The sequence below is a fragment of the Sphaerisporangium sp. B11E5 genome, assembly GCF_039871875.1.
Taxonomy (GTDB): domain Bacteria; phylum Actinomycetota; class Actinomycetes; order Streptosporangiales; family Streptosporangiaceae; genus Sphaerisporangium.
In genome coordinates this window covers 37,336-50,272 of record NZ_JBDPMD010000042.1, presented here as the reverse complement: position 1 = coordinate 50,272, position 12,937 = coordinate 37,336, and the positions used below count along the sequence as shown (strand labels likewise).

General features: G+C 71.7%; 11 protein-coding genes and 1 tRNA gene. 7 read left to right on the top strand and 5 right to left on the bottom strand.

Annotation, left to right across the window (positions count from 1 at the left end):
- Nucleotides 1-493: 493 nt before the first annotated feature.
- Together ABGB17_RS29575 and ABGB17_RS29570 are read left to right on the top strand one after the other, a co-directional pair.
- Complete coding sequence (locus ABGB17_RS29575; protein ID WP_347635359.1) at nucleotides 494-973, top strand: DoxX family protein; 480 nt, start codon at nucleotides 494-496, stop codon at nucleotides 971-973.
- Nucleotides 974-1,049: 76 nt separating this feature from the next.
- Nucleotides 1,050-1,526 carry a hypothetical protein gene (locus tag ABGB17_RS29570; RefSeq protein ID WP_347635357.1) on the top strand — a complete coding sequence of 159 codons (477 nt, stop codon included), beginning with the start codon at nucleotides 1,050-1,052 and terminating at the stop codon, nucleotides 1,524-1,526.
- 93 nt (nucleotides 1,527-1,619) lie between these two features.
- Here the strand turns inward: ABGB17_RS29570 and ABGB17_RS29565 are convergent, their stop codons facing one another.
- Nucleotides 1,620-1,922 (bottom strand): YtxH domain-containing protein, encoded by a 303-nt coding sequence (locus ABGB17_RS29565; protein ID WP_347635355.1) that lies wholly within the window; start codon nucleotides 1,920-1,922, stop codon nucleotides 1,620-1,622.
- A gap of 228 nt (nucleotides 1,923-2,150) precedes the next feature.
- Here ABGB17_RS29565 and ABGB17_RS29560 point away from each other — a divergent pair.
- Nucleotides 2,151-2,223, top strand: a tRNA-Asn gene (locus ABGB17_RS29560).
- A gap of 117 nt (nucleotides 2,224-2,340) precedes the next feature.
- Here ABGB17_RS29560 and ABGB17_RS29555 read toward each other — a convergent pair.
- Nucleotides 2,341-3,345: a hypothetical protein gene (locus ABGB17_RS29555; protein ID WP_347635353.1), complete on the bottom strand. Its 1,005-nt coding sequence runs from the start codon at nucleotides 3,343-3,345 to the stop codon at nucleotides 2,341-2,343.
- Nucleotides 3,346-3,919: 574 nt separating this feature from the next.
- Between ABGB17_RS29555 and ABGB17_RS29550 the strand changes: the two genes are divergently transcribed.
- The gene (locus ABGB17_RS29550; RefSeq protein ID WP_347635351.1) at nucleotides 3,920-5,113 is read left to right on the top strand and encodes a nitric oxide synthase oxygenase; all 1,194 of its coding nucleotides are present in this window, start codon (nucleotides 3,920-3,922) and stop codon (nucleotides 5,111-5,113) included.
- A gap of 43 nt (nucleotides 5,114-5,156) precedes the next feature.
- Nucleotides 5,157-5,933 (top strand): enoyl-CoA hydratase, encoded by a 777-nt coding sequence (locus ABGB17_RS29545; protein ID WP_347635349.1) that lies wholly within the window; start codon nucleotides 5,157-5,159, stop codon nucleotides 5,931-5,933.
- A 257-nt stretch (nucleotides 5,934-6,190) separates the two neighbouring features.
- Here the strand turns inward: ABGB17_RS29545 and galK are convergent, their stop codons facing one another.
- Entirely contained in the window at nucleotides 6,191-7,312 is a 1,122-nt protein-coding gene (gene galK, locus ABGB17_RS29540) for a galactokinase (RefSeq protein WP_347635347.1), read from the bottom strand.
- Between the two features lie 137 nt (nucleotides 7,313-7,449).
- Between galK and ABGB17_RS29535 the strand changes: the two genes are divergently transcribed.
- Nucleotides 7,450-8,280 carry a patatin-like phospholipase family protein gene (locus tag ABGB17_RS29535; protein WP_347635345.1) on the top strand — a complete coding sequence of 277 codons (831 nt, stop codon included), beginning with the start codon at nucleotides 7,450-7,452 and terminating at the stop codon, nucleotides 8,278-8,280.
- A 134-nt stretch (nucleotides 8,281-8,414) separates the two neighbouring features.
- Nucleotides 8,415-9,443 (top strand): LacI family DNA-binding transcriptional regulator, encoded by a 1,029-nt coding sequence (locus ABGB17_RS29530; protein ID WP_347635343.1) that lies wholly within the window; start codon nucleotides 8,415-8,417, stop codon nucleotides 9,441-9,443.
- 378 nt (nucleotides 9,444-9,821) lie between these two features.
- Here ABGB17_RS29530 and mshB read toward each other — a convergent pair whose 3' ends face one another.
- Nucleotides 9,822-10,655: an N-acetyl-1-D-myo-inositol-2-amino-2-deoxy-alpha-D-glucopyranoside deacetylase gene (gene mshB, locus ABGB17_RS29525; RefSeq protein ID WP_347635398.1), complete on the bottom strand. Its 834-nt coding sequence runs from the start codon at nucleotides 10,653-10,655 to the stop codon at nucleotides 9,822-9,824.
- Between the two features lie 671 nt (nucleotides 10,656-11,326).
- A complete protein-coding gene (locus ABGB17_RS29520) occupies nucleotides 11,327-12,877 on the bottom strand; it encodes a glycoside hydrolase family 13 protein (protein ID WP_347635341.1) in 1,551 nt (516 codons plus the stop codon).
- Nucleotides 12,878-12,937 lie beyond the last annotated feature (60 nt).

The following is a 12,937-nucleotide window of genomic DNA, read 5'->3' as shown; positions in this document are numbered from 1 at the left end:
CTGGCGCGGTGCTCCCTGGCGGCCCCTCGCGTATGGTGCGCCGCTTGTCAGCGGCCCGATGGCGTCCGGTTCGACGCTCCTCAGCGGGCCGCTGTCGCGCCGATGGAACGGTGCGGAACCGGTGCGGCGCGATAGGGGTCGATGAAATTTAAACTGGGGTAGTTTCAGGGTTGACCCTCGTTTATCGCCAGGTCAGCCGGGTTGTGGCCGATATCGCCGTGAAATTGCACTGGGTGCGATTGACACTGTGCGCCGGTCCCCCTCACTGTGTGTTGCATCACGGTTGACCGTCGCAGTCCCGAGCTTTCGGCATCACCTGGACGCCTCGCCGGCGTGCGTCCGGTTCCTGCACATGTGATGCCGCTGACCAGCGAGTAACCCAAGTCACGGAGCGGTTCCGTCCTGCCGGAGAACCAGCGCTCGAAGCTTCGCCGGCGCGGTCCCCCTCCGCGACTGCCACCGAAATCACCCCAGTGGAGAAAGGTGATTCACCATGCCCAAGCTCGACCGACTAGGTGAACCGATTTACGCGTTGTTCCGCATGGTCATCGGATTCCTCTTCATGATCCACGGCGTCGCCTCGCTCTTCGGCGTGTTCGGCGGACACCGCGGCTCTGGCCAAGCCCTCGAGGTCGCCGTCTGGCCCAACTGGTGGGCGGCGCTCATCCAGCTCGTCTGCGGCGCCCTGGTGCTCGGCGGCCTGTTCACCCGGGTCGCCGCCACCCTGGCCTCCGGCTCCATGGCGTACGCGTACTTCATCGTGCACCAGCCCAGGGAACTGCTTCCGCTGCAGAACGGCGGCGAGGCCTCGGCCATGTTCGCCTGGGCCTTCCTGCTGATCGTCGCGGTCGGCCCCGGCATCTGGGCCCTGGACTCGGTCCTGCGCCGCGCCCCGGCCCGCGCGTCCGTGTCCGGCGTCACGCCCGCCCCCGGCCTCGCCGGCATCGTCCGCACGCAGTCCTCCGAGTCCTGACCTCGGGACGGCGGCCGCCGGTGGGACCCCACCCGCCGGTGGCCGCACGTTCCGGGCGCGGGGATAGGTTTCCGTCATGCGACTTTCCTGGGGCTCGCGGAGCCTTCCCGCCGAGGCGGGCGTCACGCTGGAGCCCGGCGAGCGGGTGCTCGTGCACGCGCGGACCCCGGACGGCTTCGTCGTGGTCACCGACCGGGCGCTGCACCTGCCCGGGGCCACGTCCCTGCCGTGGCACCGCATCGACCGCGCCCAGTGGGACCAGGAAGGGCTGAGTGTCACGGCCACCGACGGCACCGTCCGCCGTGTGCTGGTGCCCGAGCCGGGCCGCGTCCCAGAGGCGGTACGTGAGCGGGTGACCTCCTCCATCCTGGTGAACCGGCACGTCCGCCTCGGAGATCGAGGCGGTGTCCGCATGGTCGCCCGTCGCGTCCCCGGCCAGGACGCCGCCGAGTGGGACCTCGTCTTCGACCCCGGTCTCGATTCCACCGACCCGGGGCTGCGCGCCGCCGCCGAACAGGCCCTGGAGGACCTGCGCCGCACCATGGGCGTCTGACCCTCCGCGAGGGGAACGGCGGCGGGAAACCGTGAACATGGAAGCGGCCCGCGTGAGGGGAGCTCACGCGGGCCGCGGTCCATCTGCGGTCGGTCAGGTGATGCGGTTCATCTCCCGTTCCGGCCATCCCGTACCGGTGTCCTCCGTGGCGGCGCTCCAGCCGTTGCGGTGGAGGAAGGGCACGCGGTCGCCGAGCACGTCGCCCAGCTTGTGCCGCGTGGCCTCCGCCGCCTTGGTCGCCTGGGCACCGGCGAGGCCGGCCGCCTGCTGGACCATGGGGTTGTCGGAGACCCGCTGCGCGAGCCGCCTGATCTGCTCGTACCGCTCCCGTCCCGCCCGGCTGCCGAGGACGTAGCCGATGGCCAGTCCCACGGTGAACGTCAATCTGTATCGCATCCGTCACCTCCATATGCCGCTCCCGGCATCCCGCTCTCCGCCACCCCTACCCTGAGCGCGGGGGGTTATGGTTCCCGAGGCGCGGCTGTTCGCGGCCGAAGGTGGTTTTGCCGCCTTCGCGGCCGCATCGAACGGTCCAGGTGCGACACGCACCCTCCGGAATGCGCTAATCTAGTTCCGCGCCGCACGACAGGGGGTCCACCCCTCCGGCGGCGGCGCACCACACGATCCCGTGTAGCTCAATCGGCAGAGCAGCCGGCTGTTAACCGGCAGGTTATAGGTTCGAGTCCTATCGCGGGAGCTTGGCTCAGCCAGGGAACGTGCACTCAGGCCCTTGATCTGGAAGACAGATCAGGGGCCTGAGTCGTTCCGCGCGGATCGCCGTCCCCCGGGCCGGCACACCGTCCCGTCACCGGCGCTAGGCCGATCTGTTCTCCCCCGAGATCAGCCCGCGGATGCTGTGGGCGACCTCCAACGGATCGCGGTAGTGCGGGTTGAGCATCGCGTAGACGGTGCCGAGCCCCCACAGGACCGCGCCGATGACGGCCGCCTCCCGGTACTCCTGCCACCAGCTCGGGGTGAACCACCGATCGAGCACGACGATCAACGCGGGGCCGAGGCAGGCCGTGGCCCCGAGGCGCAGCATCCGCAGGGCCGCGGCGAGACGCCACCTGGTCTCGGTCTGACCGGTGGCGGGCTCCGGCAGGTCGCCGTAGGTGGCGGTGATGACGGCCGCGGCCAGTCTCCGCAGATCGTCGGACAACGTGCGCCGCGTGCCGGCGGCGGGGAGGACCGCCTGCCCCTCGTACTCCTGGATCGCCAGGGCCGCCTGCGCGCACCGCGCCTGGAGCATGGCCTGAACGGCCCTGTCCGGTGTGCGTAAGGCACGGGGCAGGTCGCGGCGGACGAGGACGGCCATGGCGGCGAGAAGCCGGGCGAGCCGGAGCCGGTCCTGCGACGAGGGCGATCGTTCTGCCAGGTCCAGCGCGGCGAGGGCGTGGGACATGAGCACGGCCTCGGGACTCCGGCGGACGAACAGAAGATTCGTGGCGAGCCTGTGCAGGAGGCGGGCCACGGGTGACAGGAGGAAGATCGCCGCGAACCATGAGAAGCCGACGACGGCCAGGGCGCCCCATGGCCAGGCCCGCTCATCCGGGCCCAGGCCCACGGCCACCAGAGCGAGACCCATCAGGAACATGAGCCCGACGTGGACCACATGGGCCAGCAGGTCGCCGACCGTCCGCAAGGGGGAGGTCCGCTGCGCCAGGAGGACGACGGCGCATCCCGCGAAGAACGCGCCGAGCGATGCCCAGAAGCCGAGCCCGAACCCGGCCGTCCCCGCCACGAACGGAACGACCAGACACGCCAGGACAACGACACTCAGGATCGCCGACCCGGCCCACCGCTCTCTTCGATGGCCCACCGCATACTGTCTGGTCAACTCCCGGAACCTGGCCGGCACCCCGGGCGGCATCGGCTCCCCGGCGGGAAACACCCGCCGCATCCGCAGGTGCAACTCCCTGACCTGCTGTCGTTCCACGGGTGAAAGCCCCATCTTCAACGGCCGTTTAGGAATGCTCCGTATGAGGTCACGGAGGCTCCGTAAGCGGTCAGGGATGTTCCGCAGGAATGAGGCGATGCCGGTGACGGACTCCACGCCCTCGACGGTACGTCACCGGGTGCCCACGCGCAGACACGTCTGAGCCGGCCGCATCCCGATCCACGACCGGCGCGTCCCAGGCCATGATCGGGCTTCCTTGGTCTCGTGACCCATGCTCCTTTGCGGTATGGCACGACAAAACCCAGCCGATGCACCAAGATGTGCATCTGCCGTGCTTTGTCGCACCACGCGTCCGTCTGATCGCCAGGCGTCACCGTGGAGCGCCGGGCCCGGCGCCGCGGATCGTGCCGACGCAGCGGGGAGAGGCCGCTGCCCCTTCGGGGTGCCCGCCACCGCCCGGAAACGGTGACGCCACCCGTGAGAGAGCGTTGGTCACATGCTGGCGTGGCTGAGATCCCGGCTGCCCTCCCATCCCCTCCCGGCGGTCCCGGCCGGGAGCCCGCCGACCGTGGTGCCGCACCGGCAGGGAGCCGGGACGGGGACGGTGGATCCCGGGGAGGCGGAGCGGTTCCTGCGGCTGTTCCACGGCGAGGAGCGAGGCGCGGGGCCGCTCGGGCCGCGGTTGCGGGAGGTGCTCGGGCAGATCGCGCGGTACGGGACCTACACCCACACCGCGGCGGAGCTGGCGTTCGGGGCGCGGGTGGCGTGGCGCAACAGCAGCCGGTGCATCGGGCGGCTGTACTGGCGGTCCCTGCGGGTGCGCGACCACCGCTTCGTGGACGACGCCGAGGGGGTGGCCGCCGAGTGCGTCGCGCACCTGCGGGAGGCCACCGGGGGTGGGCGCGTGCGGCCCACGATCACGGTGTTCGCGCAGGACCGCCCGGGGCGTCCCGGGCCGCGCATCCGCAACGAGCAGCTCATCCGGTACGCGGGCTACCCGTTGCCCGACGGCACCGTGGCCGGTGACGGCCGCAACGTCGAGATCACCGCCGAGGCGCTGCGTCTCGGGTGGACCGGCGCCCGGGGCACCCACTTCGACGTCCTCCCCCTGGTGATCGAGGCGGGGGAGCGGCCGCCGCTGCTGGCCTCCCTGCCGTCCGACGCGGTGCTGGAGGTGCCCCTGGTCCACCCCGTGCACGACTGGTTCGCCGGCCTCGGCCTGCGGTGGCACGCCGTCCCGGCGATCTCCGGCATGTGCCTGGAGATCGGCGGCGTCTGCTACCCCTGCGCCCCCTTCAACGGCTGGTACATGGGGACCGAGATCGGCGCGCGCAACCTCGCCGACCGTGACCGCTACGACCGTCTCGGCCAGGTCGCCGCCGGTCTCGGTCTCGACACCTCCAGCGACCGCACCCTGTGGAAGGACCAGGCCCTGGTGGAGCTGAACGTGGCCGTGCTGCACTCGTTCGCCGCCGCGGGTGTCACCATCACCGACCACCACACCGAGTCCCGCCGTTTCCTGACCCACCTGGAGAAGGAGGAACGCTCCGGCCGCCTCTGCCCCGCCGACTGGTCCTGGATCGTCCCCCCGCTGTCCGGCTCCACCACCCCCGTCTTCCACCGCTACTACGACGATGTGCCGCTGTCCCCGGCCTTCGTCCACCATCCGGCGTATCCGGCGCAAGAGTGATAGAACATAATTCTGTAGCGGTGTGCCGATCCTGGAGGGTCAAGTGTCCGAGCTCGTCCTGTCGTCCCTGGAGGACGGCGTCCTCACGCTGACGTTCAACCGCCCCGACCGCATGAACGCCTGGACCGACCCCATGGGCCGCCGGTACTTCGACCTCCTGGAGGAAGCCGAACGCGACCCCGCCGTCCGCGTGATCGTCGTGACCGGCGCCGGACGGGCGTTCTGCGCCGGCGCCGACTTCCAGACCCTGGACGCCATCCAGGACGGCACCTACGACACCGAACCCGACAAACGCCCCGCCACCTACGCCACAGGCATCCGCAAGCCGGTGATCGCCGCGGTGAACGGCGCCTGCGCCGGCCTCGGCATGGTCCACGCCCTGGCGTGCGACATCGTCTTCACCGCCGAAGAAGCCAAATGGACCACCGCCTTCGCGAGAAGAGGCCTGATCGCCGAATACGGCCTGGCCTGGCTCATGCCGAGAATCATCGGCCACGCCAAGGCCATGGACCTCCTCCTCTCCGGCCGCACCTTCCCCGGCACCGAGGCCGCCACCCTGGGCCTCGCCGCCCGCGCCGTCCCCGCCGCCGAGCTGATGAACCGAACCCTCACCTACGCCAGGGACCTCGCCACCAACAGCTCCCCGACGTCCATGGCCGTCATCAAGACCCAGGTCTGGGCCGACTGGCAGAAAACCCTCGACGCCTCCAGCACCGAAGCCGTCCGCCTGATGCTCGAATCCTTCTCCCGCCCCGACTTCGCCGAGGGCGTCGCGAGCTTCGTCGAACGCCGCCCCCCGGCCTTCCCGCCGCTCTCCTAGGAGGGGCCCGGCGAGGGGACCGGGGTGGCCGGCACGTGACCCGACCGCGATTCCCGCACGACGTAGGGAAGAAGCATGATCACGACGACGGCGAGGGCGGAGAGAACGGGAACCCAGATCCGGTGCGACGACTCTCGCCGCGGGCGGCGGGCGGGCCGGTGCCCCGGCCGTCCCGGCGGGATGCCGAGGACGAAGGGAACACTCCGGCGGGCCAGAGAGTCGAGCCATCGACGCACGGCTGTCATGAGCCCGCCCGATCAGGAGACCCGGCGGGCACCCGCGGACGGCGGGGCCTGGAGGAAGCGGGGTGGGGCCCAGGAGTTCCGGGTGTAGGCGCCGGTGATCTCGGTGCGCACGGAGTCGAGGCGGTCCGCCGGGACCAGCGCGATGGCGGAGCCTCCGAAGCCGCCGCCGGTCATTCTGGCGCCGCGGGCGCCGCCGCGGACGGCCGCCTCCACGGCCACGTCCAGCTCGGCGCAGGAGACCTCGTACTGATCGCGCAGGGAGATGTGGGAGGCGTTCAGCAGGGCGCCGATCTCCTGGGAGGCGCTCGCTCTGAGGAGGCCCACCACGGCTTCCACGCGGTGGTTCTCGGTCACCACGTGCTGGGTGCGCTTGCGTTCGTCGCCGGTGAGTTCCGACAGGGCCGCGGCGAGGTCGGTGACGTCGCGGAGGGACTTCAGGCCGAGGTGCCTGGCGGCGTTCTCGCAGTCCTGGCGGCGGCGGGCGTACTGGCCGTCGGCGAGTTCGTGGTGGACGCCGGTGTCGACGATGAGGAGTTCCAGGCCGGCGGACGCGAGGTCGAGGGGGACGGGGCGGGTGCCGAGGGTGCGGCAGTCCAGGAAGAGGGCGTGGCCCTCCTTGCTCAGGGCGGAGGCGGCCTGGTCCATGATGCCGCAGGGCATGCCGACGAAGTCGTTCTCGGCTTTCTGGGAGACGAGGGCCAGGTCGAGGGGGGACAGGCCGAGGGAGTACAGGTCGTTCAGGGCGGAGGCGACGGCCACCTCCAGGGCGGCGCTGGAGGAGAGGCCGGCGCCCTGGGGGACGTCGCCGTCGACGGCGATGTCGGCGCCCGGGATCTGGTGGCCGGCTTCACGCAGGGCCCACAGGACGCCGACCACGTAGCGGGTCCAGCCCGTGGACTCGGGATAGGCGGTGACGGTCGTGGGGTCGCCGGGGGACTGCAGGGAGAACAGGCGGACGGTGGCGTCGTCCCGGGGGGACACGGCGGCGGTGACGCCCCACGGGAGGGCGTAGGGAAGGACGAAGCCGTCGTTGTAGTCGGTGTGTTCGCCGATCAGGTTGACACGGCCGGGGGCGTGCCAGACCACGTCCGCCGGGCGGCCGTACGCCGCCTGGAATGCCTCGGCGACCCGCATGGCGAAACGGCCTCCTCGTGAGCGCGGAAAAGTCCGTCGTAGCCTATCCAGCCGGAGGGCGTCTTCAGGAACGGCGGGTGGGCAGAGCGGTTGGTGACCATGGTTAATCTCAGTGCGGGACGACACAAGGGAGTGTGATGACGAAGCGAGCTTTGGTGCTCGGGGGCGGCGGAGTCGCCGGGATCGCCTGGGAGACCGGGGTCCTGGCGGGGCTGGCCGCCGGCGGGGTCGACTGCCTGGCCGCGGACAAGATCCTCGGCACCTCGGCGGGGGCCACGGTGGCGGCGCAGATCACCAGCGGGCTGCCGATGGAGGAGCTGTACCGCCGCCAGGCCGATCCCGCGCTGCAGAACACCGAGTTGCCGAGCGGCGTCTCGGTGGAACGCCTGATGGCGTTGTTCGAGGACATGTACAAACGCGGGCCCGACCTCGCGACCGTGCGCAAGGAGGCGGGCTCGCTGGCGCTGGCCGCCGAGACGGTGGACGAGCCGGTGCGGCGGGGCGTCATCGCCTCGCGGCTGCCGCGGCACGAGTGGCCGCGGGACGCCGGCGTCGAGATGGTGGCGGTGGACACCGCCACCGGCGAGCACCAGGTGTTCCACCGCGGCTCCGGCGTGGGGCTGGTCGAAGCGGTGGCGGCGAGCTGCGCGGTGCCGGGGGTGTGGCCGCCGGTGACGATCGGCGCGACCCGGTACATGGACGGCGGGGTGCGCTCCGGGGTCAACGCCGACCTCGTGGCCGGGTGCGAGCGGGTGCTGATCCTCGCGCCCATGGAGGACGTCCAGCTCGCGGGGCAGATCGACCTGCTGGAGGAGAGCGGGCGGGTGGAGCTGATCACACCGGACGAGGAGTCGGCGGCGGCGATGGGCGCCGACCCCTTGGACCCGGCGGTGCGCACGCCGTCCGCGGAGGCCGGGTACGCGCAGGGGCGGGCGCTCGCCGGGCGGGTGGCCGTCTTCTGGGACTGACTCTGCCGCATCGCAAATCACTGCAACCATTGCAAGCGGTGAAACTACCTTTCGGCGGCTAAAAGGGGTGATTATTCGGGTCAGGCGCCGCAGGAACGTAAGCGGTTTGCAGTGTCCTGACCTATCATTGCGCCGTGACTCGGCGACTTGCGGAAGTGGCGAAGAAGGTAGGGGTCAGCGAGGCGACGGTGAGCCGGGTGCTGAACGGCAAACCCGGCGTCGCCGACGCGACCCGCGCCGCCGTGCTGACGGCGCTCGACGTGCTCGGTTACGAACGCCCCACCCAGTTGCGGGGTGAGCGCGCCCGCCTGGTGGGTCTTGTCCTGCCCGAGCTGGGCAACCCGATCTTCCCGGCGCTCGCCGAGGTGGTCGGCGGGGCGCTCGCCCAGCAGGGTTTCACGCCCGTGTTGTGCACCCGCACGGCGGGCGGGTTGTCGGAGTCCGACTACGTCGAGATGTTGCTGGAACAGCAGGTGTCCGGGGTGGTGTTCGCGGGCGGCCACTACGCCGAGGCGGACGCGCCGCACGAGCACTACCACCGGCTGCTGGAGCTGCGGCTGCCGGTGGTGCTCGTCAACGCCGCCACCGACGACCTGGAGTTCCCCCGGGTGTCCACCGACGACGCGGTGGCCGTGGAACAGGCCTTCGGGCACCTGACCTCGCTCGGCCACGAGCGCATCGGGCTGGTGCTCGGCCCGGAGGACCACATCCCCTCCCGCCGCAAGCTCGCGGCGTTCCGCGCGTCCGCCAAGGTCGCGGGCATCGAGATCGGCGATGACCTGGTGGAGCGCACCCTGTTCTCCCCCGAGGGCGGCCAGGCCGTGGTCAGCAGGCTCCTGCGCAAGGGCGTCACCGGGGTGATCTGCGCCAGCGACCCGCTGGCCCTCGGCGCGATCCGCGCGGTACGCCGCGTCGGCATGTCGGTCCCCGAGGACGTCTCGGTGGTCGGCTTCGACGACTCCGCCTTCATGAACTGCACCAACCCCCCGCTGACCACCGTCCGCCAGCCCATCGAGGCGATGGGCCGCACGGCCGTCACCCTGCTGGTCGGCCAGATCGAGGGCGCCACGGTAACGGCAGAGGAACTGCTCTTCGAGCCAGAACTGGTGGTCCGCGGCTCCACGGCCCCCGCCAAGATCCGCCCCCCGGCCCTGGTGAAGTAGCCCCACCGGCACCGGTTTCCCCCCGCCGCGCCTTCGAGAAGCGGACCGGCGCCACGGCGGGACGTAGCGCGCGGCGAGACCGGCGCCGCCGCACGACGATCGGCCGATGCTGTGTCGCGTTTCCCCGGACGGGGTGGAATCGGCGGCGGGATGTGGCGCCGCGGCGCGGTTGTGTGGCGATCGGCTGGTGTTGTGTCGCGTTTCCCTGGACGGGGTGGGATCGGCGGCGGGATGTGGTGCCGCGGCGCGGTTGTGTGGCGATCGGCTGGTGTTGTGTCGCGTTTCCCTGGGCGGGGTGGGATCGGCGCCGCGGCGGCGGGATGTGGTGCGGCGGTGCCGGCGCCGCTGTACGGTGGCCGGCCGGGGTCGTCGCGGAGTTCAGGCGAAAAGATCGGTCTCGCGGCCGTCCTCGGCGGGTGGGCCAGGTTCGCCGGCCAGCCGGGTGTAGTACTCCACGGGGTGGATGGGCTGGCCGACGTCGTTGGACAGGGCGAAGTGGGTGCCGTTCACGGTGACCTGGGTGCGGTGGGCGCGCAGGGCGGCGGTCTTGGCCTCGCCGTCGCCGGCCACCCGGGTGGTGACCTGGTCGTCGGGGACGCCGAAGCCGTACTCCTCCACCGAGGTGGGCAGCTCGAACGGGCCGGTGCCCACGCCCTCGGCCAGTACGGACAGCGGCATGGCGGTGGCGTAGAACCGGGACGGGGACCACGGCTCGCCTTCCGCGAAAGCCGGGTCGGCCGCCTTGACGAACGCCCGCCACGCCACCCGGTGCGCCTGGATGTGGTCGGGGTGGCCGTAGTAGCCGTTGTCGTCGTAGGTGACGATCGCCTGGGGGCGCACCTCCCGGACCACGCGCACCAGCTCGGCCGCCGCCTCGTCGAGGTCGGCCCGCCAGAAGGAGGACGGGGCGTCGTTGGACGGCGCGCCCATCATGCCCGAGTCCCGCCACCGGCCCGCGCCGCCGAGGAACCGGTGGTCGTCCACCCCGAGGGCCGCGCACGCCTTCGCCAGCTCCCCGGCGCGGTACTCGCCGAGCGCGTCCCCCGACAGGTGCCGCAGCTCCGGCGGGATCACCTCGCCCTCCTCGCCGAGGGTGCAGGTCACCAGGCACACGTGCGCCCCTTCGGCGGCGTACCTCGCCATGGTCGCGCCGGTACCGATCGACTCGTCGTCCGGATGGGCGTGCACGAACAGGATCCGCCGCTCGGCCACCATGCCTGCGAACCGCCTTCCTCACCGGGGAGACAACCTCTTCATTCTCCCGCCGTCCTGACCCGCCGCGCACCCGCCGTACGCCGGCGCCGCGTTCGCCGCACCGCCTTCCCGCCGTACCGGCGCCGGAAACACCACCCGTGCGGTGGCGGGCGGAGATAGGGGACGGGGAACGCCGGGTGGCCCCGAGACCATCGCGTGTATGACCCCGGGCGGAGGTATGGGACGGGAGCACCGGGTGGTCCCGAGCCGTCACGTGTATGGCCCCGGGCGGAGGTATGGGACGGGGAGCGCCGGGTGGTCCCGAGCCATCGCGTATATGGCCCCGGGCGGAGGTATGGGACGGGGAACGCCGGGTGGCCCCGAGCCATCGCGTGTATGGCCCCGGGCGGAGGTATGGGACGGGGAGCGCCGCGTGGTCCCGAGCCATCGCGTGTATGGCCCCGGGCGGAGATAGGGGACGGGGAACGCCGGGTGGCCCCGAGCCATCGCGTATATGACCCCGGGCGGGGACGTGGGTCGCGGGGGCGCCAGGCGGCGGGAGCTGGCCTGTGTGGTTCGGGCTGGGAGCTGGGATGCGCGGCTCGCCGGGGGCCCGGGCCACTCGTGTGGTGGCCCGGGCGGGGACATGGAGTGCCGGGTGGCCCGGGACGTGCTGTGTGGTGGGCCGGTCAGGGGGTGCGGAGCCAGGCGGTGGTGTCGGGGGGGAGCAGGTCGGTCTGCAGAGGGGAGCTGGTGAGCAGGACCTCGGTGTGCGGGGGGAGGGGGACGGGGGTGGGGGAGAGGTTGACGACGCAGGTGAGGCCGGTGTCGCGGGTGAAGGCGAGTACGGCTTCTGGGGTGTCGAGCCAGCTCATCGTGCCGTCGCCGCCGAGGGCGCGGCGCACGCGCAGGGCGTCGCGGTAGAGGCTGAGCATGGAACCCGGGTCGCCGGCCTGGGTCTCGGCGGTGAGCGGGCCCCACTCGGGGGGCATCGGCAACCACGGCATGCCGGTGCTGTAGCCGAACGGCGGCTCGGTGCCCGACCACGGCAGGGGCACGCGGCAGCCGTCGCGCCCGGGGTCGGTGTGGCCCGACCGGGTCCAGATGGGGTCCTGCCGCAGGTGTCCGGGGATGTCCTCGACCTCGGGCAGGCCGAGCTCCTCGCCCTGGTAGATGTACATGCTCCCCGGCAGCGCCATGGCCAGCAGCGCCGCCGCCCGGGCGCGCCGCATGCCGAGCACGGGGTCGGACGGCATGCCGTGCTTGCGGTCGGCGTGGTCGAACGAGGTGTCGGCGCGGCCGTACTTGGTGACCGGCCGGGTCACGTCGTGGTTCGACAGCACCCAGGTCGCGGGCGCGTTCACCGGCTGGTGGGTGGCGAGTGTGGTGTCGATGGACTTGCGCAGCGCCATCGGCTCCCACGGGCAGGCCAGGAAGTCGAAGTTGAACGCGGTGTGCAGCTCGTCGGGCCGCAGGTACAGCGCGAACCGCTCCTGGTCGGGCAGCCACACCTCGCCGACCAGCATCCGGTTGTCGTACTCGTCGGCGACCGCGCGCCACCCGCGGTAGATGTCGTGCACCCCGTCGTGGTCGGTGTACGACTCCACGACGCTGGTGAAGTCCTTGATCAGCACGGCGGCCGAGTCGATGCGGATGCCGTCCACGCCGCGGTCGAACCAGAACCGCAGCACGTCGTGGAACTCCTCGGCGACGTCGGGGTTGCTCCAGTTGAAGTCGGGCTGCTCGGGTGCGAACAGGTGGAGGTACCACTGCCCGTCCGGCACCTGCGTCCAGGCCGGTCCGCCGAAGATGGACTGCCAGTCGTTCGGCGGCTGGTCCCCCCGTCCGTCGGCGAACCAGAACCGCTCACGCTCCGGCGACCCCGGCCCCGCGGCCACGGCCCGCACGAACCACTCCTGCTGGTCGGACCCGTGGTTGGGCACCACGTCGATGATCGTCTTGATGCCCGCGTCGTGCGCCTCGCGGATGAACGCCTCCGCCTCGGCGAGGGTGCCGAACAGCGGCTCGATGTCGCGGTAGTCGGCGACGTCGTAGCCGCCGTCGGCCATCGGCGAGGGGTACCACGGGTTGAGCCAGATCGCGTCGACACCGAGATCGGAGAGGTACGGCAGGCGAGCCCGGAGTCCGGCCAGGTCGCCGACGCCGTCGCCGTTCCCGTCGGCGAAGCTCCGCAGGTAGACCTGGTAGATCGCGGCTCCCCGCCACCACGTTTCGGACATGCTGGGGTGTCTCCTTATCGATCGGTGTGTGGCGCGCGCCGTGGACAGGTACGGCGTGTG